We start from the raw sequence: 24,611 nt of genomic DNA, 5'->3' as shown, positions 1-24,611 counted from the left end.
TATGATACATAGCACTTTGACTTCTTTTAACTAAAAAGACTTATTTTCTACCTGCTTTTTTTAAGACTTCGATGGTTTCTTTTGCATTCGAGTTCACAGCAAATTCTTCAGCAGTTTGCTTTTCCTGATCAGACTTTACAGAAAGATCAGCTCCTTTCTCAATCAAGAGCGATAAAATGTCGGCTTTATTGTAGCGAGCGGCATACATTGCCGGTGTTTTTCCTAAAGATTTTTGGTTGATGTCTTCTCCCATTTGAATTAACTGGGTTACCATATCATAATTGCCTGCAATTATGGCTTTGCAAAGTGAGTTTAAATTAAGCGCAGCTAGTTTTTCAACAGGATATTCAGATGAATTTGATAAAGAAGGATGAGCTTCAGATGCAGTTGCAATTCCAGAAGTAAGAACAAGTGCTAAGGCGAATGTAAAAATTGATTTTTTCATGATGAATGATTTAATGATTGATAAATGATTGTTTACCTAAAAGACGCCTCAAAATCTAAAATGTTACAGATCTAAAATAAAAATCTATTTTTTTAAGAATATTTTAATATTTGAAGCAGTGATTTGAGAATCGATAATTTCAGATGAATTTCGAGAGCGCTCGAAACGGAACGACCTTAACACCAATTTATTACGATTTGCCGATACCCCAAACTAGAAGTAGTAAAGAAACGAGATTAAATAATTTGAATGTTACATTTTCAATACTTAGAAATAAGAGCAAATAGCTGAAGGCTAACCGCTTAAAAAACAACCTTTACAAACTCAAATTTTTTACCACTAAATAAACCTTTATCCGATAATTTAAGATCTGGTATTACTAATAAGGCCATAAAGGACAAAGTCATAAACGGAGCTTTTAATGTACTTCCTAAATCTTTCGCCATTATGTCTATTTCCTGGTATAATTTTCCCGTTTCCCATGCATCCTTGTTGCTCATAATCCCAGCAACTGGTAATGGCAGTGATTTTTCGTTATCATCGTTAACAGCACAAATCCCTCCTTTGTTTTTAATGATGAGGTTTACGGCATTACAAATTTCTTTATCAGTAGTTCCAACTGCGATTATATTATGAGAATCATGCCCAACCGAGCTTGCGATGGCTCCTTTTTTAAGTCCGAAATTTTTAATAAATGCTACAGAAGGAGACTTTTCTTGATAGCGGTTTACCACTGAAATTTTTAAAATATCATGCTTGATATTCGAGGAAAGTGATCCCGCTTCTAAAATGGCGCTGCCTTCAATTTCATTAGAAATTAATTCACCATCTAATGCTTCGATCACTCTTACCAAATCGGTTTGGGCTTTTAATTGGAAGTCTTTAGGTGATTTTTCAGTAATATTAAAATTATTGGGTGTTTTAAAAGCTACAGATGGGATATGAGATTGGCCGTTTTCGGCAACAATTTCTCCGTCGATATAAGTTTTTAATACTTTAAAATTAGTGAGATCATTCACTACGATAAAGTCGGCTGCGTCACCTTCTCTCAGCAAACCAACATTTAGGTTATAATGTTTTACGGGATTAATACAGGCTACTTGTAAAACCTTAAAAATATCAATTCCTTTAGCCACCGCCCGCTTACAAAGCTGATTAATATGTCCTAAAACCAAATCGTCTGGATGCTTATCGTCAGAGCAAAACATCATACTATGGTAATAGTGGGGTAAGAGATCGATAAGAGCTTCAAAGTTTTTTGCGGCGCTACCTTCCCTGATAATCACGTTCATTCCTAATTCTAATTTTTCTTTTGCCTCCTCGTAGGTAAAACATTCGTGATCGGTACTAATTCCTGCTTTTACATATTTCTCGGCATCTTTTCCGCGAAGTCCGGGTGCATGCCCATCAACAGGTTTTTTAAAATGCTGCGCCCATTTTATTTTTTCCAACACCTCGGGATCGTCATGTAAAACTCCGGGATAATTCATCATTTCTGCCAGATAAAATATATCAGGAGACTGCATTAACGCTTTAATCGCTTGTGCATCGATTACCGCTCCGGCCGTTTCAAAAGTAGTCGCCGGGACACAACTTGGTGCTCCAAAATGGAATTTTAAAGGCACTTTTTTAGCATTTTCGATCATAAAGTTAACCCCATCAATACCAAGCACATTGGCGATTTCGTGCGGATCTGAAACCGTCGCTACCGTACCATGAATACTGGCTACACGAGCAAATTCAGAAGGGACAAGCATCGAGCTTTCAATATGAATATGTGCATCGATAAATCCAGGCATAATAAATTGCTTTTCATTATGTTCACATTCTCTAATTGCGACGATCTTTTTATTTTTAAGGTGAACTTCTGCAGGAAAAATCCTTTGATTCTCGATATCAACCAACTGTCCTTTAATGATCTTCATTTTATGAATTTATTAAATGCTGAAAGTAATAAATTAAATTGGGAACGTATATTTTAGTAGCTTTATAAAAGGATATACACGCTTAAAACCTTAGAGCAAAAACGATAATAAAAAACTATGAAACCAAAACTGCTCGCTGTTCTCAATTTTATTTCTGTAATGAACACGCTTTTTGTGAGTTATTATACGCAGGCCGTAAAGCTTAACGGAAATACAATGGGAAGCCTAAGTCACGAATATTTCAACCTTTTTACGCCGGCCGATTATGCTTTTGCGATTTGGGGAATTATTTATTTAGGATTACTGGCATTTTCAGGATACCAGCTTTATCAGGCTTTCGGCCCAAAAACCGATTTGCAGTTTCTTCAACAAACAAAGTTTTGGTTTATTGTAGCCAATCTTGCCAATGCTTTATGGGTGATTGTTTGGTTGTATGAATACACAGGCTTATCCATCTTTTTGATGTTGTTGATTCTGTTTTCGCTCATCAAAATTATCCTAAATACCAATATGGAACGTTGGGATGCGCCTTTAAAGATCATCGCTTTTAGCTGGTGGCCTATTTGTTTGTATTCAGGATGGATTGCTGTGGCGACTATTGCGAATATCGCCGCCTATTTAGCTAAAATTGGATGGAAGGGAGGCATTTTCTCTGAAGTACAATGGACGATTATAATGATTGTTGTCGCTGCGATTTTGAATATTGTAATGATTTATACCCGATGTATGCGGGAGTTCGCAGTCGTTGGGATATGGGCGTTGTTTGCCATTTATATGCGGCATTCTGAAGACCAAACTTTAATCGCTTACGTTGCCTTGGGTGGCGCTATTTTAATCGGTCTTAACGCTGCTTATCACGGTTTTATTAACCGAAAGCAAAACCCAATGTACCGAATGATTAGCAAGTAGTTAGTAATTAGAATTTAGACCGCTTCGCTGTTAGAAAATTTGATGATGTGTTAATGTGACAATTTGAAAATGGATAAACTTATTCGTTGGAATGTCAGGTCGAGTGATTTTGTGTAGTGAAACGAAACAAAATTGTATCGAGATCTCAATCTGATACACTTCGCTGTTAGAGTATATAAAATAGAATCAAGACAAAAGAGCCAGGAATCAGGATTAAAAATGTTGAGTTTTAAATTAGAAAAAACGAGCTCATCTCGACCGCAGCGGAGAGATCTTTTTAACCTGAAAGTTATGATTTGTAGTTAGAGATTAGCTAATTTGAAAACGAATGAATGTAGTGGATGGAATGTCAGGCCGAGTGATTTTGTATAGTGAAACGAAGCAAAATTGTATCGAGACCTCAATCTGATACGCTTCGCTGTTAGAGTATATAAAATAGAACCAAGAAAAAAGAGCCAGGAATCAGGATTAAAAATGTTGAGTTTTAAATTAGAAAAAACGAGCTCATCTCGACCGCAGCGGAGAATAGATCTTTTTAACTTGGAAGTTATGATTTGATTTGTAGTTGGAGATTAGCTAATTTGAAAACGAATGAATGTAGTGGTTGGAATGTCAGGTCGAGTGATTTTGTATAGTGACACGAAACAAAATTGTATCGAAATCTCAATCTGATACACTTCGCTGTTAGAGTATAGACTATAGATTCAAGAGCCAGGAATCAGGATTAAAAATGATGAGTTTTAAATTAGAAAACGCGTTCATCTCGACCGCAGCGGAGAGATCTTTTTAACCTGGAAGTTATGATTTGATTTGTAGTTAGAGATTAGCTAATTTGAAAACGAATGAATGTAGTGGTTGGAATGTCAGGCCGAGTGATTTTGTGTAGTGAAACGAAACAAAATTGTACCGAAACCTCAATCTGATATACTTCGCTGTTAGAGCATAGAAAATAGAATCAAGACAAGAGAGCCAGGAATTACGATTAAAAATGATGAGTTTTAAATTAGAAAAACGCGTTCATCTCGACCGAAGCGGAGAGATCTTTTTAACCTGAAAGTTATGATTTGATTTGTAGTTAGAGATTAGCTAATTTGAAAACGAATAAATATAGTGGTTGGAATGTCAGGTCGAGTGATTTTGTGTAGTGAAACGAAACAAAATTGTATCGAGACCTCAATCTGATACTCTTCGTCTTTTAGGACCTAGGATATAGAGTCAGACACAAGAGCCAAGATTAAAAATGTAGAATTCTTTTAACTAACTTCCACTACTCACTAAAGTCTAGCATCTATACTCTACACGCTAGTTTCTAAAATCTCACATCTCATTTCTAAATACTAAACTCCCAAAACCTGATAAATGTCATATTTTAAACGCTAGCTACTTTTCATCTTTGGGGATTAAACTTAAAACGAATGAAAAACGCCATATCCCCACATCAGTTTCATATTCCGGTGATGGGCATTGCTTACACCATTGATACGCCGGTAAAAGTGGCGCATTTTGGGATAAACTCTTCCATTTCAATTATCGAAGATCACCTTATCGAAAAAATGCGCGCGTATTATTACAAATTGAATAACGAGCCTTTTCTGCCCATAAGCAAAAAGGAACCCAATTATAGAGCTAAACGGATTACCGATTATCTGAATCTGATAAGTGAAGAAGTGAAAAAGAAAGTAGAAGAGGTGAAAACCGCTGCTTTTTCAGGAACTTCAGAAATCACCAAGTATTTTGAAATGCTGCCGGAAGTGTCTGAATTAAAACAGAAGTACCTTAAATTTCTTCAGCTAACGGATTCTTCAGAAAAAGAGAGTCTGGAGTCTGAACTGCGAAATGAAGTAAAACCCGGTGCGATTGAAGTCAATATCATGACAAAAATCGATAGCGATCAAATCGATGACAACAAAGAAGTTATCGAAAATGGATCTGATGCTTTACAGGCTTTAAAAGGGTATGCAGAAAGCAATTTAGAGCATTCAACCCTGGTTTTTTCGGCTGGGATGAATCCAAGATTGTTCAATTATCTATCCTCTTTTAAAAGCTTTCATCCCGATAACAACGGTAACTTCAGCAAAGCCATTGCTATAAAAGTCAGCGATTACCGTTCGGCTTTAATTCAGGGAAAATACCTCGCCAAACGGGGAATCTGGGTGAGTGAATTCAGAATTGAATCCGGCCTAAACTGCGGGGGTCACGCCTTTGCAACCGATGGTTATCTGCTAGGGCCGATAATGGAAGAATTTAAGCAGAACAAAGCCCAATTACACTCTGAATTATCGGCACTTTACCGAAGTGCTGTTGGTGAAGAAACTAAAATTTCTGAATTTCCCGAAATAAAGATCACCGTTCAGGGTGGGATAGGTACTTTTGAAGAAGATACCTTGCTAAAAGATTATTTTCAGGCTGATGCGACTGGTTGGGGATCGCCGTTTTTACTGTGTCCGGAAGCAACCAATGTCGATTCTGAAACCTTAGGGAAACTTCAACAATCAAAAGAAGAAGATATTGTTTTGAGCCACAGTTCGCCCTTGGGTGTTCGGTTTAACTACCTGAAGGGAGCTAGCGGAGAAGACTTCCGAAGAAAAAATCTTTTACGAAATAAACCCGGTAGTTCGTGTCCCGAGAAATTATTAGAAGCGAATACCGAATTTACCGAAAAACCGATTTGTACTGCTTCGCATAAATACCAAAAATTGAAACTGAAGCAAATTCAGCATTCCGATTTATCGAGTGCTGAAAAGGCAAAGGAAGCCAATTTGTTATTTCAAAAAGAGTGCTTGTGTACCGGTTTGTGTAATAGTGTCGCTAAAAACTACGATTTCACCTTTGTAAAGAAAATGGATTTTGTGACCGTTTGTCCCGGTCCTAATTTGGCCTATTTCTCGGGTAAATATTCGCTACAAGAATTGATCGATCACATCTATGGGCGAACAAATGTGCTGAGTGGCTATCGCCCGCATATGTTTATTAAAGAGCTGCAATTGTACATCGATTACTTAAAAGAATTGGCAGAGAGCACCGATTTTTCAAATAGACGGGAAGCAAAAAAGTTCACCCGATTTACACAAAATCTGGAAGAAGGCATTGACTATTATAAGGATTTGTTCTCTAAAAAGCTGATTAAAGAAAACCAATTTTTAACCGATTTATTGATTTGCGAAAGCCGAATTTTAGAAATTGTACAGCAGGCGGAAGTGGCTTAAATGCTAGATTTTAGAACGGCTTCGCCTGTTAAAAAATTTGATGATGTGTTAATGTGACAATTTGAAAATGAATAAACTTATTCGTTGGAATGTCAGGTCGAGTGGTTTTGTGCAGTGAAACGAAGCAAAATTGTATAGAGACCTAGATGTGATAGGTTTTGCTTTTAGAAAATAAGAACATAGAATCACGACACAAGAAACAGGAATCACGATTAAAATGTTGAATTTTAAATGCTGAATTTTGAATGTTAAAGTGATGTCATCTCGACCGAAGTGGAGAGATCTCTTGTGTACAGTATTTTTGAACATTAAGATTTCTCCGTTCCACTACGCTTCAGTCGAAATGACGTAGTTTCCTGTTAGGTTTTCCGTTTACTTCTCGATACAAATTCTCTTAGGAATAGACAATTTGAAAATCAATAAACTTATTCGTTGGAATGTCAGGTCGAGTGGTTTTGTGCAGTAAAACGAAGCAAAATTGTATCGAGACCTAGATGTGATAGGTTTTGCTTTTAGAACATAAGAACATAGAATCAAGACACAAGAGTCTGGAATAAGGATTAAAATGTCGAATTTTAAATGCTGAATTTTGAGTGTAAAGTGATGTCATCTTGACCTACGCGGAGAGATCTCTTGTGTACCGTATTTTTGAACATTAAGATTTCTCCGTTCCGCTACGCTTCAGTCGAAATGACGTAGTTTCCTGTTAGGTTTTCCGTTTACTTCTCGATACAAATTCTCTTAGGAATAGACAATTTGAAAATCAATAAATGTATTCTGTGGAATGTCATGACGAGTGGTTTTGCGCATTGACGAGACCTTAACCTGATAAGTTTTAATTTTAGAACATAAGAATCAGGATTGGAAATGTCGAATTTTGGCGAGAGAAGAAATCACTCGAAGTGACACTTCTTGGTTCTTGTCTCTCTACTCTATTTCCTCATTTCTTGTCAAAGACTTATTTCAAAAAATCTAACTAGCGTAAGCAATCTAATTTCTAACAGCGAAGCGATCTAAATTCTATTTAAACTGCTTACTGCGACTGTTTACTGCCTACTGAACTACGTCATTCCCTTAATATCATTACTCCAAGTCGGGTATGCAAAAATCATCGCTTTTAGGTCGTGGCAGGAAAGACCGCCACACATTGCCATTACAAACATATTAATCATTTCTCCGGCATCTGGACCTACCAGATGAGCGCCAAGAACTTTTTCGGTTTCTTTGTCTTTAATCACTTTAAACGCATAGTGCTGATTGGCAATACGCTTAGAATTGAACCAGCTGGGTACCGATTTATGCTTTACTACATAATCAAATCCTCTTTCTTTAGCTTGTTGTTCTGAAAGTCCTACGGAGGCCACGTTGGGCAGTGTAAACACTACAGAAGGTTGCGGTGGATAATGCGCTTCGGTTTTATTATATTTCCCTAAAAGGTTCGCTGAAACCACCCGCGATTCCTGGGAAGAAAGTGGTGTAAGCGGTAATCCTTCACTATCGGAAACATCTCCGCAAGCATAAACACTTGGATTGCTGGTGTTTTGTAGATGCTCATTTACGGTAATTCCTTTATTGGTAAAAGCTACGTTCCCTTTTTCTAATTCTAATTCGTCAATGGAAGGGACACGTCCGGCAGTATTAAAAATCAGTTCTGCTTTTGCAGAAATTTCTTCTCCGTTTTTCGTTTCTGCAGTCACCCGAAGGTATTTCCTAAGTTTTTCTACTTTTGAAGCTTTCGCATTGAATATAAATTTGATACCAATAGCTTCGGAAGCTTCGGTAAGATGCGCCACCATATCTTCATCAAAATTTGAAAGTGGTCTGGGTTCGGTATCGATCACGGTAACTTCCACACCGAGTCTAGCGGCAATATGAGCGAATTCCATCCCAATATAGCCGGCACCAATAAAAATCATCGATTCAGGAAGCTTTTCCAATTCTAGGAAATCATCGCTATTCAGCATTAATTCTGCTCCCGGAATTTTAAGCGGCATTGGTTTATTACCAGTGGCGATTACGATTTTTTTGGTCTTTACCGTTTTCCCTTCTACCGAAAGCGTGTTTTCGTCTAAAAATTTAGGAGATTGATGATACATCTTGATGCCAAGAGCAGCCAAATCTTTTTCGGTAGCTGCGGGAATAGCACCTGTAAATTTATACTTGAATTTCTGTAAATCTTCCCAGTTTACTTCGGGCATTTTAGAAATTCCCAATCCCAGCATATTCTGGGAACGCTCGATAATTTCAGTAATTCCTACCAATACCTTTTTTGGATCGCAACCTCGATTGGGGCAGGTGCCGCCATATTCTCGATTATCGGCTATGGCTACTTTCCAGCCGGCTTCGGCGCAATCTTTGGCTACGCCTTTTCCGGCAGTTCCGGTACCGATTACAAAAACATCAAATTCTTCTATTCCCATGTTATTATTTTTAGATATTAGAAGTTAGATCATAGATCGCTTCGCTTTTAGAAATTAGAGTATAGGTGATGCCATTCTATTATTTCTTTTTTCCATATGCATTCCTCTCCCTGCAGTCGTCGGATGCAATAAAAAGAAACAAAAAAATCTAGGTTTACGAACACTTATCTAAATTTATCATTCGATGGCTAAATTTTAGGAACTCGCTTCGCTCAAACAGCCTAAAATTTTACGCTATCTTAATTTCAAATTTTACGATAAGCTTTCGATACGCCAATTTAAACATTGTCTTGGTTCCTGATTCTTGTTTCAAAATTTCTTAGTCTATAACCTATGCTCTATTTTCTCTTGTCTCTCTACCTAATTCTTATTACCAATTACTACTTAAATATACTTCACCACTCCGCCATCAACCCGTAAACTTGCTCCATTGGTTGCAGAGGAAAGTGGACTTGCAACATAAGCAATCATATTGGCGACTTCCTGCGGATCTGCAAAGCGTTGGATTAATGAACTGGGGCGCTGAGTTTCAAAAAACTCATTTTCTATTTCCTTTTTGTCATTATTTTCGGCATCTACCATATCTTTTACGCCTTCAGAATAGGTTGGGCCGGGTAAAACACTATTGACGGTGACATTAGTGCCTTTGGTAATTTCGGCAATTCCTCTAGAAATGGAAAGTTGTGCGGTTTTGGTCATTCCATAATGAATCATTTCTACCGGAATGTTCAACCCACTTTCACTGGAAATAAAGATGATTCTTCCCCAATCTTGCGCTAACATTTTTGGGAGTAAAGCTTTCGAAAGTCGAACGCCACTAAGTACATTTACTTCATAAAAATCTTTCCATTCTTCATCGGGAATTTCAAAAAAGTCTTTCGGATTAAAAATGCCCACATTATTGATAAGAATATCGACTTTGCCAAGTTTTTCAATGAGGCTATCTACTTGATCTTTTTTCGAAAAATCGCAGGCAATTCCAGAGATTTTAGCACTGTTGATTTCGCTAGTAATGCTTGAGATCGCTTGTTCCATACTTTCTTGTGATCGCCCGTTAATGACGACTTCAGCACCTTCTTTGGCCAGGGTTTTCGCAGTAGCCAGCCCAATGCCTTTAGTTGATCCTGAAATAAATACTTTTTTGTCTTTTAGCTGATAATCCATTTTTTTGTTTTTAGATTTTAGACCATTTCGCTTTTAGAGTTTAGATGATAGACAAGTAATTAGTCAGTGTACTATCTTTTCTCTAAATTCTCTCGTCTCATATCTCAATACTCAATTCTAACTAATCATTCCTACTCTTCTTCACTGTCCAAACTTCATATTCCAGATTCTTCAAAAGAAAAAATATGAATAACGCGTAAAGCATTTGTGTACCAATTGCGCTCCAATCTTCCTTAAAGGCACAACCGGTAATGAGTAGCATTATAAAAATAGCTGCGGCAGCCAGTGCTTTTTTACTATATATACCTAAGAGAATAAAAATCCCCAGTACTACCTCAATAAAAGGAATAGCGTAGGCCACGATTGTTACTAATACGAGCGGAAGCATAGTGCCTTCAAAACCCTGTGTGAGTCCGTTTACAAAGACTTCCAGTTTGGGGATTCGAACAAATCCGTGCAGGAAAAGATTGATTCCCAAAGTAATCCTGGCTAATAGAAAAGCGAGTTGGTGGTTAGACATTGATTTTTTTTTGAAATTAAGTATTTTGAAATGCAATGCTTGTTAGGGAAATGGTAAAATTAAACTGCAATCTTGTTTGTATTTAGCAGTGAGATTGAGATCGCTTTATTTTTAGGAATCAGATAGTAACATAGACTATAGAGAAAAAAATAGAGATATTGACGACATAATAACTACGCAATACTTATGACTTTAAAAGCAACGTTAAAAATATCATAGTCAGTTGTGAAGCTTTTCTTTTGCAATTATCTTTGCGCCAATGAGTACATCTACTATCGCCCAAAGTTTTGCACAATCCCCGCAACAGCAGGAATTGCGGGACGCTATTGCCGTTTCAGAAAAAAACACCGATAAAATTCATTTAAAAGGTCTTATTGGCTCATCCCTTTCTTTTGTGGTGGCCAATGCTTTTAAAGAAGCCAAACGTCCTTTTTTATTAATTCTGAATGATAAAGAGGAGGCTGCATATCACTTAAATGATTTGGAGCAGTTAATCGGAGAGGATAATGTGTTGTTCTATCCTGGCAGTTACCGTAGGCCTTATCAAATTGAAGAAACCGATAATGCCAATGTGCTTTTGCGTGCCGAGGTCTTAAACCGAATCAATTCGCGCAAGAAACCGGCGGTGATTGTTACTTATCCCGATGCGCTTTTTGAAAAAGTAGTTACCCGAAAAGAACTTGATAGAAGTACACTGAAGATTAAAGTGAACGACGAACTTTCTATCGATTTTGTAAATGAAGTTTTGTTTGAATACAAGTTCAAACGAGTAGATTTTGTTACAGAACCCGGCGAATTTTCAGTACGAGGAGGGATTATTGATGTATTTTCTTTTAGTAATGACGAGCCGTACCGAATCGAATTTTTTGGGGATGAGGTAGATAGCATCAGGAGTTTTGATGTAGAAACCCAACTTTCTACCGATAAGGTGAACAAGATTTCTATTATGCCCAATGTCGAGAATAAACACCTCGATGAAGTAAGAGAAAGCTTTTTAAAATATATCGCTGAAAATACCTTGATATTCGTTAAAAATCTCGATCTTTTTTCAGCGCAAATGGATAAACTTTTTGAGAAGGCAGAAGAAGCTTTCCAAAAACTTTCCGGAGAAATAAAGCAAAGTGAACCTGCAGCACTTTTTTGTACCTCTTCCTTAATTCATAAACAAATCCTTGATTTTTCGGTGGTAGAATTAAGCAATTATCCGTTGCTAAACCCGAAAAAAGAGATTGTTTTCTTTGTAACGCCGCAACCTTCCTTCAACAAACAATTCGATTTATTGATTGCCAATTTAATCGAAAATCAAGAAAAAGGATATAACAATTATATTTTCTGCGGAAGCGAGCAGCAAGCCAAACGTTTCCACGATATTTTTAAAGATCAGGAAAAAGAGGTAAAGTATAAAACGGTAGTCCTTTCCTTATTTCAAGGATTTATTGATGAACAGGCAAAAAATGTTTGTTATACCGATCATCAAATTTTTGAGCGTTACCATAAATTCAGCCTTAAAAATGGCTACGCCAAAAAGCAGGCAATTACCCTAAAAGAATTGACCAACCTTACCGTAGGTGATTATGTAACCCACATTGATCACGGAATTGGGAAGTTTGGCGGATTGCAAAAAATAGATGTAGAAGGCAAAAAACAGGAAGCCATTAAACTGATTTATGGAGAGCGCGATATCCTGTATTTAAGTATTCATTCCCTACATAAAATCTCGAAATATAACGGCAAAGACGGGAAAGAACCTAAAATCTTCAAGTTAGGTAGTAATGCTTGGAAAAACCTGAAGAAAAAGACCAAAGCCCGCGTAAAACATATCGCCTATAATTTAATTGAATTATATGCGAAACGCCGCTTGCAAAAAGGTTTTGCGTACGGTCCCGATTCTTATTTGCAACACGAACTGGAAGCTTCTTTTATTTATGAAGATACACCAGACCAAAGTACAGCGACCGAAGCGGTTAAAAAAGATATGGAAAACGAACGCCCAATGGACCGATTGGTTTGTGGGGATGTTGGTTTTGGGAAGACCGAAGTAGCCATTCGCGCTGCCTTTAAAGCGGTAGATAATGGGAAGCAAGTTGCGGTTTTAGTGCCCACGACGATTTTGGCCTTTCAGCATCATCAAACTTTTTCGGAGCGTTTAAAAGATTTACCCGTAACAGTCGATTACTTAAATAGATTTAGAACCGCCAAAGAACGCCGAGAAACGCTAGCCGATCTGGAAAGCGGTCGCGTAGATATTATCATTGGAACACATCAATTAGTAAACAAGGCGGTTAAATTTAAAGATCTTGGACTGCTGATTGTTGATGAAGAACAAAAGTTTGGAGTAGCGGTAAAAGATAAGCTGAAGACCATCAAAGAAAATGTCGATACATTGACACTCACGGCAACCCCAATTCCGCGTACGCTTCAGTTTAGTTTGATGGCGGCAAGAGATTTATCGACCATTACCACTCCGCCACCTAACCGATATCCAATCGAATCGAATGTGATTCGTTTTTCTGAAGAAACCATTCGGGATGCGGTGTTATATGAAATTCAGCGAGGCGGACAGGTGTTCTTCATTCATAACCGCATTGAAAACATCAAAGAAGTTGCCGGCATGATTCAGCGTTTGGTGCCCGATGCGAAAGTAGGCATTGGTCACGGACAAATGGAAGGGAAGAAGCTGGAGAAATTAATGCTGAGTTTTATTAATGGCGAATTTGATGTGCTGGTTTCTACCACGATTATTGAAAGTGGATTGGATGTGACCAATGCCAACACTATTTTTATTAATAACGCCAATAATTTCGGACTGTCTGATCTTCACCAAATGCGAGGTCGGGTAGGACGAAGCAATAAAAAAGCCTTCTGTTATTTTATCACGCCACCTTATTCGGCAATGACCGAAGAAGCGCGTAAACGAATGACGGCTCTAGAGCAATTTTCTGAATTGGGAAGCGGATTCAATATCGCGATGAAAGATTTGGAAATTCGTGGTGCCGGAGATTTATTAGGCGGGGAACAAAGCGGATTTATCAATGAAATTGGTTTTGATACCTATCAGAAGATTTTAGCGGAAGCTATTGAAGAGCTGAAGGAAAATGAATTTAAAGAGCTGTATAACGAAGAAGATATTGAAGATAAAGATTTTGTGAAGGAAACACAGATCGATACTGATTTTGAAATTCTATTCCCGGATGATTATATCAATAACATCGCCGAGCGTTTGAATTTATATACCAAGCTGAACGAATTAAAAACCGAAGAAGAATTAGAAAAGTTTGAAACCGAATTAATCGATCGTTTTGGCGAATTACCGGTTTCTGCCGTCGATTTATTAAATAGTGTTCGTATTAAGTGGATCGCTTCTAAAATAGGCTTAGAACGCATTATTATGAAGCAGAATAAACTGATAGGCTATTTTATTGCCGATCAGCAATCGCGTTTCTACCAAACAGCTAATTTTACCAAAGTATTGCAGTACGTACAGTCGCATCCTACAACTTGTAAGATGAAAGAAAAGAAAACCAGAAATGGCCTGCGTTTGCTCTTAACCTTCGATAAGATAACTTCGATAGAAAAAGCACTAAAAGTATTACAACCCTTAGATTTTAGAAAGAAGAAGGAAGAAGTGGAAGAAGCTTAGAATGAAAGGATTTTATTGAGATTTTTCCGCTACGGTCGAAATGACTTAAGGCGAGAAATTTAAAAAAATAAAGAAAGTTGTATCAAACCTCACAGTCCCGATAGCTATACGGGATAAACCTGTGAGGTTTTTTATCTTATATCTAAGGTCTAACATCTAAAATCATTAAATCTCATATTTAAACTCAAACCCAATTTTATCCAAATTTACTGAAGAAATTATTTTTCCTTTAGAAGGGCGATTTTTGTCGTATTCTGGGGCTTTTATATTTCTAGATTTTGCTTCTTTGGTATAGTATTCAGATTTTTTAGGATGCTCGGGATACGCCGCGTTAAATACCGTTCCAAATTCATCATTTTTGAGGATTGTAGCAATTAAGGAGATACAATCATCACGTCGAATTAAATTAACAGGAGCTTCTCCATTTTTTATGTCAGTCCTACCCGAAAGCATCGTAATAGGGTGCCTATCGTCGCTTATTAAGCCACCAAACCTTAGGATGGTCGTTTTAAAATTAGGGTTGTTTTGCAAAGCATTTTCACAGTTTATCAGCTGTTTTGCCGCTTCAGATGTTCCATTAGGTTTAGAGTTTTCAGTATATTCCGGGAATTCCTCCTGATCTTCATAAACACTGGTAGAACTTGTAAAAATTAATTTTTTAATACCTGAATATTCAATATTTGAAATAATATTAGTGATCTTTTTAGTGAAATTAATTTCAGGGTTTTTTCGTAATCCTGGCGGGATATCAATAAGAAGAATATCAGAGCCTGACAAAAAAGATTGAATATCTCCCTGCACTCCGCTTTCATAAAGTTCTAAATGATAAGGAGTAATGCCTTCTGCAGAAAGCTTGTGCATTTTATGTTGTGTGGTGGTTGATCCTTTTAGAGAATATCCATCGTATACCAGTTTCTTGGCCAATGGTAATCCTAACCAACCACATCCTAATATTGAAATTTGCATATTTATTTAGATTTTTATCTATTTTCTTTTTCTATTACTGAAAAAGAAACAAACCCGCCTGCCGGACGGGCAGGAAAGTCTAGGCTTATAAAAATTGTCTGAAATTTATCGATCGAATCCTAAATTTCAGGAACTCGACTACGCCTAAGACAGCCTGAAATTTTACGGATTTTTCACTTCAAATTTTTACGTCAATTTTTGGTAGGCCATTTTTAATTCAATTTATCTTGTATCTTATCTTACGTTTTAAAGTAAAGCTTTCAGCAGTCAATGTTTTTAATTTTAAAACTGCTTACTGCGATTGCCTATTGATTCAGCATAATCCTCTTCTTATAAATCACTGCATCATTTAAAATAAATGGTTTTGGGATCATCGTTTCAGATCGCCTTGAAACATCTAACTCTTTATTTTCCAAAAGATCGTAGCTGGATTCATATAAAATAAATTCGGCCGACTTTGTTTTATCTAAACTGAAATTCATTCTAAGCGTATCTTTACTGGAAATATAATAGCTAAGTAAGCGATTCTTCCATCGGCGTGTAAACATATTAAAGGATTCTTCTCCCAATTTAACGTTTTCAGCTTGTAATCCGTTAACTTTAAAATCATTAAAATCGGTGATATTTTCCGTATAAATCTCTATTCTTTTAGCGTCACGATTTGGTGCAATTTTCAACGAATATTGAAATTCGTTATTGGAACTATCAATTTTTTGAAGAATGATTTCTGGTGATTTTATATCAATTTTTGGAGCATCGCTTCTCCAGGTAAAACCCGAGTTATACTTACTGCTAAATTTTGTTTCTGCATTCGTTAAAATTACCGGGTCTTCTCCAAAATATTTTCTGGTCCATTCATCGGGCATTTCATCATATGAGTACCAGTTCGCTTTATCCTCATCAGCATCATACAAATACACCAGGCTATTAGGTTTTGGCCTTTCTGCAGTAAATTCTGATGTGAAATGTGCATAAAACATAAAGGCATTAAAGCCTAAGAACAACAATACTGCGAGGAGATCTTTTTTGGCGAAATAGCCAAAAACAGGTAAAAACAGCGTAAATAACAAGATACTTAAAATACCTGCAAGGAATAGCATTTTTAAACCCAAAGCTACCGGAAACATCTGGATAAATGGAAACAGAATGAATAAAGCCGGTAAGCTTAAAATCGTGTTCAGGATAATATTAGGCTGCTTTTTATGCATCATTAAAAGCAACTGTATAAAACCAAAATAAGCCGGAATTATAAAATAAGCAGCGCCTTTTAAACCCACAGCAAGTAAAGCACAGATGAGTATCCATAAAAATAAGGACGCTACAAATTGAGAAGCGGTTTTATCTTCATTATAAAATTTATGGTAAACAAAAAAGGCAACGGTCAAACTCAATAACACGGCCGCAGTAATATAACTATAGCCATTGTAGGTAAAGCCATGCAGCATTTCAGAGTATTCAGGGTAGATGTAAAGACAAAACTTCCAAAGTCCAAATACCAAAAGTCCACCAATAATCAGGCTTAAAAAATAAGGGACAAAACCTTTGAATATAGCCTTAACACTAAGTTTCTTTTTAAAAATCCCATATCCTACAACAGTGAAAAATAATATAAATGCCAGGATGAGCATAGGCATAATCCAACCAAAAGGATACGTTACAAATTGACCAAAAGGAAGATTAAAATATAATAGATCGTTGTCTGAATTTAACAGATTTAGATCTGCATCCTGGAAATAATGGAGTAGTGGCATTAGATAATCACCCTGATGAGCCAGCGTTTCTAAATCCAGGTTTTCAGGAATGTCGTTAGCGGTATGATAGTCGAAATGATCACCGATAAATGCAAAATTGAATCCGTTGATATTTCCAGACTCCCTTAGGACCGTAAGATCGGTGTCGTTGGGTAATAATTTATAAACACTGTAAGCTAAAGAATTTGTGGTAGGATATGGAACGTGGGCTTCTTTAAAAGCTTTGATAAGTTTAGCGTTTCCTGCGTTGGTTTCTAACAGCATAAAAGAACTCCCACCGCTACCACGGGCTTCAAAATTTAAGGCTAGTCTTGCATCTTTTGCCCAGGAGGGTTGTCTTACAAATAATTCGGCTCCCATAAGCCCGATTTCTTCCGCATCGGTAAATAATACGATAAGATCATTTTTAGGGGGATTCCCTTCAGCTATAAATGCTCTTAAACCTTCAAGGATAGTAGCAACACCGCTTCCGGCATCACTGGCGCCGTGTGAAGAATGTGGCTGACTGTCATAATGTGTCATTAAAACGAGTGCGTCTCCGTTTCCACTCCCTTTGATTCGGGTTAAAATATTTTGTGGTCGGCTAAGAATTGCGGCATCATTTAGCACGAAATCCTCCTGGGTTTGTACTTCTAAGCCTAGTTTTTGGAGCTCGTTAACGATATAATTTCTTACAGAACTATGTGCCGCACTTCCTAAATAATGAGGCGAGTCGCCAATTTTCTCTACATGTTGAAAAGCTTTGCCTACAGAAAATTCATTTTCTGAAATTTCTTCAGGAATTCCCGAAGGTTTAAGACTATAGTAACTTAACCAGCAGTAAAAACTTATAAGTAGTAAAGCAATGAGAGCTTGAAGATTTTTAGACATTAATTGGCATTTAATTTCAGAAAATTAAAGATACTATACTTCTAAAAACTAACCAGATAAATCGGAAGACTTTAAAAAGATATTAAAATTTATTATATTTAAGTAGTTAGTAATCAAAATCTTACAATTATGGGAATTAAAAGTTTTCAGGGAAGGCGTGCGGCTCCGGTAAAAATAGAGAGCGCACCAATTATGGTAGAGGATTATATGACAAGCTCATTAATCACTTTTAAAAGAGATCAGTATGTCGCAGAGGTAATGGAGGCATTGCTCAAAAATAAAATTTCTGGTGCGCCGGTCGTAAACGATCGTTACGAACTGGTTGGAATCATCTCTGATGCAGATTGTATGAAACAGATCTCAGAAAGCCGATATTTCAATATGCCCATTGGCGATATGAAAATAGAAAATTATATGAGCACTGATGTGGCTGTGATTCATAAGAACCTAAGTATTTTTGATTGTGCACAATTGTTCTATAACAATAGTTATCGACGTTTTCCGGTAGTGGAAAATGGAAAGTTAATCGGAATGATAAGCAGAAAAGATATACTTTGTGCCGCATTAAAATTGAGGGCACAAAACTGGCATTGCTAGTTTCGTTTTACCAGTGCATAAAACTCCTCATTTTCTAAAGGTAAATACCCCTGATTATAAATAAAATAATACGTTTTCCCCGCCTGAGTGGTGTAGGTACTGGTAAAATATTGAAAATTAAAACCTTCAGCCAGCAATTTTGTTTTGCTGGTTTTTGTTTTTTCTTCGGGATTGAGTTTCTCCAGTATTCTATAATTTTTACGCAGTATGTTGTTAATATTGCGCATTAAATTTTTGGTATCTTTATTAAGCTTATTGTGATATGAATTCCTGCAATAATCGCTGCAAAATTTTTTATCTACTCTACCAATCAGCTTTTCTCCACATTCTAAACAGTACTTATCCATTTTTTTATCGACATAAATTTAATCAATTAAAAATCAAATGCTTGATGCTAAATTTTTAAAATACAGCATTTAAATTTTATTTTTCTACTAAAAATTATCCTGTAGCTTGGAGTTAGATTTGTGAATTCTGTCTACAGCATACTGATTCTTATATTTAATAAATATCAGTAATTAGTTTTAGCAATAATTGTCGTTAGGCAATCAAAGAAATTAAATAATTTCTACACATTAACGTGTTAATTATTCTATCTCTAAAGTAGATTGGGGAGAATTAATTTCTACTTTTTGCTATTTGGGGATAAGTCAGTTTATTTTATTATAACCGCTTATAATTTATCTCCCGTACTGCCACCTTCTTATATATTTTAAATGATTAGTTGAGATATTGTTTTTTGCTATACCAATTACCAAACAGTCAAATACATTTAAGCCTGTGGATAGTTAAATTTTCGGATTCTTTAAATTTACATAAAATTTTTATACGGAATACTTCAGGATTTTTTGAGTGCATTAAGTTCTGCTCTTCTTAACGGCATACTATCAATTTTTTCAAAAATTTCATCGGCAGGTATAAACTCTTTTTTTCGCATTTTTGTACCTCCATCCAGACCTATTAATATAATTTCGAAAGGTGTATTTGATTTTTTGAACTTTTCGTAGAAATTATCTCCTTTATTCCAGTCGGGAGTATCACTAATTCCGGTAGCATATTTTTTTGGAGTGACCTGATACACCACAATTTTACGATCTTCCAATTCTTCTTCTTTATTTCTAAACTCGCCCAGCTGTTCTTTAAAATCGCTATTTTCTATAGAATTGGTAAGCATTAAGACTAATCGGTTCTCCCAAAGGTAAGAATCATTATCCTGTGCGTTCATATTTCCTAAAGCCATAATACTTAAAATTGTGATTGCTAAAAATTTCATGGCTAAAAATAGAAATGATTATTATCGACTAGTTTTAATTAGTTGTTAAAGAGTGTGTTATTTAACTAATTTTAGAAATGATTTTCCCCGAATTTCATTTTATTTAACGAAGCTAACCAAACTTGTTACAGCGGTTCGCAAGGATATGAGGTGATTCTCAAATTATTCTATTCCTCAAATTTAAGCTTATGAGAAATCTAAGATTACTAATATTTGTAGTGCCAATATTATTAACCTCCTGTTATCAGGATCTGGACGATAATCTGCCAAGGCAGGAAAAAACGCCAGATCCAATAGACGATAACCAGTTTGTTACAAACGAAGGGGAGGTATTTGCTACAGGCCTGAAATGTAAGGGAACCGGAGATTACTCTACCGGTGAGCATTCTATTTTAGAAAATCTCGCTATCCCTGAAGATTTGCCTGGTGAATACGATCTTTCTGAATTTTTACCGCCAGTTGGCGATCAGGGACAGTTGGGATCGTGTTCTTCATGGGCGGTAAGCTATTATTTAAAATCTTATCAAGAGATGAAGGAAAGTGGAGCATCTTATTCTTTAGCCACAACATTTAGTCCTTCCTTTACTTATAATCAATTAACCATGGGGGACTGTGGTGGCACCAGTATTGCAGAAACTTTAGATCTTGTACAGGAAGTTGGTGTTTGCTCTTTAGAACTTTTCCCTTACGACGATAGCGGATGTTCAGATCAACCAAATGAAACACAAATAGCACAGGCAGCCGCAGCCAGGATTTCAGATTTTAAGAGTTTAAGTGGTGAAAATATGCTTGCCGAAATGAAGGTTTTGATCACGCGGCAACAACCTATTGTTATTGGAGCGTATTTATCTTCAGAATTTGGAAAGATAGATCGTTTTGGGCTAACGGCCTATCGCGAGCATGTGGTAGATTATGAAAATGGCGATTGCCATGCGATGCTGGTGGTTGGATTTTCAGATGAATATAATGCGTTTAAGGTAGTAAACTCCTGGGGAGAGAATTGGGGCTCAGATGGATTTGTATGGATCGATTATGCTGCTTTCGAAAATGTAAACGATGAGAGCGCTAATTTTAGAGTGATCAATAAAGCTTACATCGCTTATGATGATGTAGCTGAGATTTGATTTTTTTGTATACAAAACCAAAAGAGGATAACGGCTACTAGGATTTGCCTCTAAATTTTAAAAAAGTTTTCCGGTTTACATTTCTTGACTTTTTCTAAAATAATTTAAGCTGAAATTGTCATAATTAGCCTTTTGATTTTGTATTATGAAACGGCTGCAATAGAAGCTCCTGCAGCGGCAGATTTTAAACGGTTATTGATTAAATAAACACTTATAGCGATGAGCAATTTATAATCGTTAGTTTTCTGATCGTTTTCGATATTCAATAGCAAATCTGGATAAAATTTTTTCCAATTGCTTTTAGCATGAATTTTCAGCACTGGACTTTCGTTAGCTTTTACCACAAACTTAGAATGCCACATGCTCTCTTGTGATAAATGATAGGTTAGCTTTTTGTGTTCTTTTGTTTTTAGAATTATAGTTGAATTCTGGTTCCAATTCAATTTAATCGATCCTATTTCACGATGATTTTCGGTAATTATAAAATTAGTTTGCCAAAAACCTTTTGCTCTAATTTCAAATCGTTTTCCCAAGTATCGAATTTCAGCATTATTAGACCACCATTTTGGATAGTAAAGCTCTAAAATAATTTTGTGATTTTCGAGAAGCTGAAATTTACGTTGATTGATGACTTTTATTTCCATATTCAAAAATGATAAGTTGCCTGATGATGAATGGGAAAGTTACATGAATTTGCGATAAAACAGAATTTATTAGCTTCTTTATGGAGCTTTTCAGCTTTTTTAAGCATGTTTTTATCCGTTAAAGTAATTTCAGGATAAAGAGTAACTTTGGTAAACTTCCCACTACCATCCTTATTTTCGATCATACTAGCTTCAGGCTGATCTTTGTAATCTAATACAATAATATTGTTGCTGGCGCAAAGATGAAGATACCAAAGCATATGGCAGGAAGCGATAGAACTAAGAAGAAGTTCTTCTGGATTATAAAATTCGGGATTGCCTAAAAAAGACGGATCGGAAGAGCCTTTTATTAAAGCTTTATCTTTTGCCTGAAATGTATAATCCCTATCGTATTCTTTATAAGTTTTGGTTCCAACACCTGTGTTTCCCGTCCAGTTGAGGTTAATAGAGTAGTTATGAGTTTTCATTTTAGGAGTTAATTTTGGTCACTTGGTTTAGTTGAATGTAAATGCCAATAAATAAGTATATAATTAAGAAAGGAATACCAAAATAAGTGATTAGAAGAAATGGGAATATCCAGATTATCGAGGTAATTACAAATAGGATCGTAACCCATTTATTAATAGACTTTTCAATTGCATAATAAATATTAGTGCCTGCATTTAGAATTCCGAAAAACCAAAAAATATATAACATATAATCTTTAGGTTCAGAACCATTCCTGTCCAACAATACGTAAAAAAATAATATAATATAGGCTACTGCCAGCGAAAAACCAGCCGCGATTTTGAGTTTACTCATTTCACTAAACTTAGTCTTAAAAATACAAAAAGCCGGTAAATCTTAGATCTACCGGCTTTTCTATTTTTTTGAATTCAGAACAAATTATCTTCTTTTTGGCATTTCAATTTTAAACTCTTTTGGATGTTCAGCACCCATAAGGTTTTCAACAAAATAATCCCATCTTCTTCTGGTCATATAGTAACTATCCATTCCGTAGCCGTGACGTGCATTTGGGAAAATGATCAAATCGAAATCTTTATTTGCTTTGATTAATGCATCGATCACCAAATACGAATTGTAAGGAGGTACGTTATCATCTAAATTACCATGTGCAATTAACAAATCTCCTTGAAGATTTGCGGCATTATATTGGTTGGCCTGTAGCTCGTAATTGGTTTTTCCATTTTCGGTTTCTTCAATAAGACCTATATATCTTTCTCCCCAATCATCTTCATAGTTTCTGTTATCATGATTTCCTGATTCCGAAATTCCAACTTTGTAAAATTCAGGATAAGAGAACATGGCATCCGCAGTGGCAAAACCACCACCAGAATGTCCCCAAACCCCCACGCGGTCTAAATCCATATAAGGGTGTTTTTCAGCTAATTGCTTTAATCCGCTTATCTGATCTTCTAAAGTATTATTTCCCATATTTCCGTAGCAGGCATCGTGGAAAGATTTAGATCGTCCCGGGTTACAACTACCATCGATCACCACTACGATAAAACCAAGCTCTGCCAAAGACTGGTGATCACTACGAGAAGGAGAGAAATAACGACTGCCAACACCGCCACCTTGCGGGCCTGGATAAATGTAATTTACTACCGGATATTTTTTAGATTCATCAAGATCTGTAGGCGTAAACATTAAACCGTATAAATCCCATTTCTCATCAGCCGATTTTACTTTGATCGGTGTTGGAGCCTGCCAGCCTATGGCTTCTAAGCGGGAAATATCGGCTTTTTCGAGATCCATTATTTTTCGGCCTTTAATATCCCTAAGTACCGCAACATTGGGAACGTTAGGCTGTGAATAATTATCAACAAAGTATTTGTTGTCAGGAGATAGCGAAACGCTATGTGTGCCGTTTTCAGGAGTTAAAAGTTTAAGCCCTTTTCCGTTAAACTTTATACTGTAAAAATGTCTAAAATAAGGATCGCGGCCTTCTTCTTTTCCTTGCGCGTAGAAGTACAACATTTTTTTATCTTCGTCTACTTTGGTCAGGCTGGTTACCACAAAATCACCTTTAGTAATTTGGTTTTTTAGTTCACCAGTTTCAAGATCGTAAAGGTATAAATGTCCCCAGTCGTCACGCTCAGAGTACCATATAATTTCGTCTGATTCTGGTAAATAATGCCAGTTTATAGAGCCTTGTCCAGATTCGAATTGCGTATCTGTTTCTTCCGTAAAAATATCTCTTACTTCACCAGTTTCAACATTGGCAACACGAAGCGTAACTTTTTTGTGATCACGGGAAACCGAGGCAAAAGCTAAAGTCTCTGAGTCTGGGGCCCATTCGTTATCACCAAAAGTGCCATCGCAGGCAATGTCGTCACAAAGTGTACCACGTCTTGCATCGGCAGGAATATTAAGCTTGGTAATCTTGTTATCTTCAGTATCGATAATCAGGCGTTCAATTTTAATGATGGCTGAATCTTGCGGAATTGGATATTTCCATTCCTGAAGTTCTGGTTCGCCAACTTTGGTCTCTACCAGATACATATCACTTACATGGCGCTGATCTTGTCTAAAAGTGGCAATCTTTTTAGAATCAGGGCTCCAAAGCACAATAGGTTTGTCGCTATGTTTCCAACCCGCATTATCGGTAGCATAGCCATAATTTTTTTCACCATCTTGGGTTAGTTGCGTTTCCTTACCCGTTTGGGTATCGCGCATCCAAAGGTTCCAGTCTTTTATATAAACTACTTTAGATCCATCCGGGGAGGCTACTTCTGTCCATGATCCTCTTTGCTCTTCTTTTGGCTTTTTACCAAGTAATTCTTCAAGCGAAGTAGAAGTTCGCTTAGATTTTTTCTTTGGATCTACCAGAACATATTGGCGTTCTCCATTAATCTGAATCTCATACCAAAAACTATCGTCTGCTAACCAATTAGGGCTTACATTAGCTTTATCCACTAATCTGTAGGTATTAAACCCAAGAAATTTAGCGGCCTGTTCGTAATCTTCAGTTGTAAGTTTTTTAGGGCTTTGTTGCGCAAACCCCGAAAAATAAATGACGGCGATGCACAGTAGGGAGAAAATTTTTTTCATCGTATGTTTTGCTTTTGAGCTCAATTTAATAAGAATTTTTAATAGCGAACCAGATCAATGCTGAATCACCTCAATTTTAGAAAGAAGAATAAATCGATTTAAC

At 36.5% G+C, this 24,611-nt stretch carries 18 protein-coding genes; 5 read left to right on the top strand and 13 right to left on the bottom strand.

Annotation, left to right across the window (positions count from 1 at the left end):
• Positions 1-40 precede the first annotated feature (40 nt).
• Positions 41-445, bottom strand: coding sequence for an ankyrin repeat domain-containing protein (locus ZPR_RS21825; RefSeq protein ID WP_013073966.1), 405 nt, complete (start codon positions 443-445; stop codon positions 41-43).
• Positions 446-747: 302 nt separating this feature from the next.
• A complete protein-coding gene (ade, locus tag ZPR_RS21820; RefSeq protein WP_013073965.1) occupies positions 748-2,370 on the bottom strand; it encodes an adenine deaminase in 1,623 nt (540 codons plus the stop codon).
• 117 nt (positions 2,371-2,487) lie between these two features.
• Here ade and ZPR_RS21815 point away from each other — a divergent pair, with 117 nt between their 5' ends.
• Together ZPR_RS21815 and ZPR_RS21810 are read left to right on the top strand one after the other, a co-directional pair.
• On the top strand, positions 2,488-3,279 hold the full coding sequence (locus tag ZPR_RS21815; RefSeq protein ID WP_013073964.1) for a hypothetical protein: 792 nt from the start codon (positions 2,488-2,490) through the stop codon (positions 3,277-3,279).
• A 1,415-nt stretch (positions 3,280-4,694) separates the two neighbouring features.
• Positions 4,695-6,485: a hypothetical protein gene (locus tag ZPR_RS21810; RefSeq protein WP_013073963.1), complete on the top strand. Its 1,791-nt coding sequence runs from the start codon at positions 4,695-4,697 to the stop codon at positions 6,483-6,485.
• A gap of 1,061 nt (positions 6,486-7,546) precedes the next feature.
• On the opposite strand, the gene ZPR_RS21805 is transcribed toward ZPR_RS21810, so the two are convergent.
• The 3 genes from ZPR_RS21805 to ZPR_RS21795 all read right to left on the bottom strand — a co-directional run bounded on the left by ZPR_RS21805 (position 7,547) and on the right by ZPR_RS21795 (position 10,589).
• Entirely contained in the window at positions 7,547-8,905 is a 1,359-nt protein-coding gene (locus ZPR_RS21805) for a dihydrolipoyl dehydrogenase family protein (protein ID WP_013073962.1), read from the bottom strand.
• Between the two features lie 384 nt (positions 8,906-9,289).
• The gene (locus ZPR_RS21800) at positions 9,290-10,069 is read right to left on the bottom strand and encodes an SDR family NAD(P)-dependent oxidoreductase (protein ID WP_013073961.1); all 780 of its coding nucleotides are present in this window, start codon (positions 10,067-10,069) and stop codon (positions 9,290-9,292) included.
• A gap of 121 nt (positions 10,070-10,190) precedes the next feature.
• Positions 10,191-10,589, bottom strand: a complete 399-nt coding sequence (locus tag ZPR_RS21795) for a DoxX family protein (protein WP_013073960.1) — start codon at positions 10,587-10,589, stop codon at positions 10,191-10,193.
• A 259-nt stretch (positions 10,590-10,848) separates the two neighbouring features.
• Here ZPR_RS21795 and mfd point away from each other — a divergent pair, with 259 nt between their 5' ends.
• Positions 10,849-14,229 carry a transcription-repair coupling factor gene (gene mfd / locus ZPR_RS21790; protein WP_013073959.1) on the top strand — a complete coding sequence of 1,127 codons (3,381 nt, stop codon included), beginning with the start codon at positions 10,849-10,851 and terminating at the stop codon, positions 14,227-14,229.
• Positions 14,230-14,394: 165 nt separating this feature from the next.
• Here the strand turns inward: mfd and ZPR_RS21785 are convergent, their stop codons facing one another.
• The gene (locus tag ZPR_RS21785; protein WP_013073958.1) at positions 14,395-15,195 is read right to left on the bottom strand and encodes an NAD(P)H-binding protein; all 801 of its coding nucleotides are present in this window, start codon (positions 15,193-15,195) and stop codon (positions 14,395-14,397) included.
• A 305-nt stretch (positions 15,196-15,500) separates the two neighbouring features.
• Entirely contained in the window at positions 15,501-17,816 is a 2,316-nt protein-coding gene (locus ZPR_RS21780) for a M20/M25/M40 family metallo-hydrolase (RefSeq protein WP_013073957.1), read from the bottom strand.
• Between the two features lie 129 nt (positions 17,817-17,945).
• On the opposite strand from ZPR_RS21780, the gene ZPR_RS21775 reads away from it, so the two are divergent.
• Positions 17,946-18,413 carry a CBS domain-containing protein gene (locus ZPR_RS21775; RefSeq protein WP_013073956.1) on the top strand — a complete coding sequence of 156 codons (468 nt, stop codon included), beginning with the start codon at positions 17,946-17,948 and terminating at the stop codon, positions 18,411-18,413.
• Here the strand turns inward: ZPR_RS21775 and ZPR_RS21770 are convergent.
• Both ZPR_RS21770 and ZPR_RS21765 read right to left on the bottom strand, forming a co-directional pair.
• Positions 18,410-18,760 (bottom strand): hypothetical protein, encoded by a 351-nt coding sequence (locus ZPR_RS21770; protein ID WP_013073955.1) that lies wholly within the window; start codon positions 18,758-18,760, stop codon positions 18,410-18,412. The genes ZPR_RS21775 and ZPR_RS21770 overlap by 4 nt on opposite strands.
• A 491-nt stretch (positions 18,761-19,251) precedes the next feature.
• Complete coding sequence (locus tag ZPR_RS21765; protein ID WP_013073954.1) at positions 19,252-19,686, bottom strand: DUF4174 domain-containing protein; 435 nt, start codon at positions 19,684-19,686, stop codon at positions 19,252-19,254.
• 188 nt (positions 19,687-19,874) lie between these two features.
• Here ZPR_RS21765 and ZPR_RS21760 point away from each other — a divergent pair, with 188 nt between their 5' ends.
• Complete coding sequence (locus ZPR_RS21760) at positions 19,875-20,810, top strand: C1 family peptidase (protein ID WP_041579366.1); 936 nt, start codon at positions 19,875-19,877, stop codon at positions 20,808-20,810.
• Positions 20,811-20,953: 143 nt separating this feature from the next.
• On the opposite strand, the gene ZPR_RS21755 is transcribed toward ZPR_RS21760, so the two are convergent.
• The 4 genes from ZPR_RS21755 to ZPR_RS21740 all read right to left on the bottom strand — a co-directional run bounded on the left by ZPR_RS21755 (position 20,954) and on the right by ZPR_RS21740 (position 24,508).
• Complete coding sequence (locus tag ZPR_RS21755; protein ID WP_013073952.1) at positions 20,954-21,454, bottom strand: hypothetical protein; 501 nt, start codon at positions 21,452-21,454, stop codon at positions 20,954-20,956.
• 2 nt (positions 21,455-21,456) lie between these two features.
• The gene (locus tag ZPR_RS21750) at positions 21,457-21,921 is read right to left on the bottom strand and encodes an OsmC family protein (protein ID WP_013073951.1); all 465 of its coding nucleotides are present in this window, start codon (positions 21,919-21,921) and stop codon (positions 21,457-21,459) included.
• 1 nt (position 21,922) lies between these two features.
• Entirely contained in the window at positions 21,923-22,255 is a 333-nt protein-coding gene (locus tag ZPR_RS21745) for a hypothetical protein (protein ID WP_041579364.1), read from the bottom strand.
• Between the two features lie 84 nt (positions 22,256-22,339).
• Positions 22,340-24,508, bottom strand: a complete 2,169-nt coding sequence (locus ZPR_RS21740; protein WP_041579362.1) for a S9 family peptidase — start codon at positions 24,506-24,508, stop codon at positions 22,340-22,342.
• Positions 24,509-24,611 lie beyond the last annotated feature (103 nt).

Origin of the sequence: Zunongwangia profunda SM-A87 (assembly GCF_000023465.1) — a bacterium.
GTDB classification, from domain to species: domain Bacteria; phylum Bacteroidota; class Bacteroidia; order Flavobacteriales; family Flavobacteriaceae; genus Zunongwangia; species Zunongwangia profunda.
Note: the sequence above shows the minus strand (reverse complement) of the source record. Positions and strands in the feature narration are given on the sequence as shown.

Bases quoted from the DNA above. Each gene is read 5' to 3' on its own strand.
- ZPR_RS21825 (WP_013073966.1), bottom strand. From the start codon at position 445: ATGAAAAAATCAATTTTTACATTCGCCTTAGCACTTGTTCTTACTTCT.
- ade (WP_013073965.1), bottom strand. From the start codon at position 2,370: ATGAAGATCATTAAAGGACAGTTGGTTGATATCGAGAATCAAAGGATT.
- ZPR_RS21815 (WP_013073964.1), top strand. From the start codon at position 2,488: ATGAAACCAAAACTGCTCGCTGTTCTCAATTTTATTTCTGTAATGAAC.
- ZPR_RS21810 (WP_013073963.1), top strand. From the start codon at position 4,695: ATGAAAAACGCCATATCCCCACATCAGTTTCATATTCCGGTGATGGGC.
- ZPR_RS21805 (WP_013073962.1), bottom strand. From the start codon at position 8,905: ATGGGAATAGAAGAATTTGATGTTTTTGTAATCGGTACCGGAACTGCC.
- ZPR_RS21800 (WP_013073961.1), bottom strand. From the start codon at position 10,069: ATGGATTATCAGCTAAAAGACAAAAAAGTATTTATTTCAGGATCAACT.
- ZPR_RS21795 (WP_013073960.1), bottom strand. From the start codon at position 10,589: ATGTCTAACCACCAACTCGCTTTTCTATTAGCCAGGATTACTTTGGGA.
- mfd (WP_013073959.1), top strand. From the start codon at position 10,849: ATGAGTACATCTACTATCGCCCAAAGTTTTGCACAATCCCCGCAACAG.
- ZPR_RS21785 (WP_013073958.1), bottom strand. From the start codon at position 15,195: ATGCAAATTTCAATATTAGGATGTGGTTGGTTAGGATTACCATTGGCC.
- ZPR_RS21780 (WP_013073957.1), bottom strand. From the start codon at position 17,816: ATGTCTAAAAATCTTCAAGCTCTCATTGCTTTACTACTTATAAGTTTT.
- ZPR_RS21775 (WP_013073956.1), top strand. From the start codon at position 17,946: ATGGGAATTAAAAGTTTTCAGGGAAGGCGTGCGGCTCCGGTAAAAATA.
- ZPR_RS21770 (WP_013073955.1), bottom strand. From the start codon at position 18,760: ATGGATAAGTACTGTTTAGAATGTGGAGAAAAGCTGATTGGTAGAGTA.
- ZPR_RS21765 (WP_013073954.1), bottom strand. From the start codon at position 19,686: ATGAAATTTTTAGCAATCACAATTTTAAGTATTATGGCTTTAGGAAAT.
- ZPR_RS21760 (WP_041579366.1), top strand. From the start codon at position 19,875: ATGAGAAATCTAAGATTACTAATATTTGTAGTGCCAATATTATTAACC.
- ZPR_RS21755 (WP_013073952.1), bottom strand. From the start codon at position 21,454: ATGGAAATAAAAGTCATCAATCAACGTAAATTTCAGCTTCTCGAAAAT.
- ZPR_RS21750 (WP_013073951.1), bottom strand. From the start codon at position 21,921: ATGAAAACTCATAACTACTCTATTAACCTCAACTGGACGGGAAACACA.
- ZPR_RS21745 (WP_041579364.1), bottom strand. From the start codon at position 22,255: ATGAGTAAACTCAAAATCGCGGCTGGTTTTTCGCTGGCAGTAGCCTAT.
- ZPR_RS21740 (WP_041579362.1), bottom strand. From the start codon at position 24,508: ATGAAAAAAATTTTCTCCCTACTGTGCATCGCCGTCATTTATTTTTCG.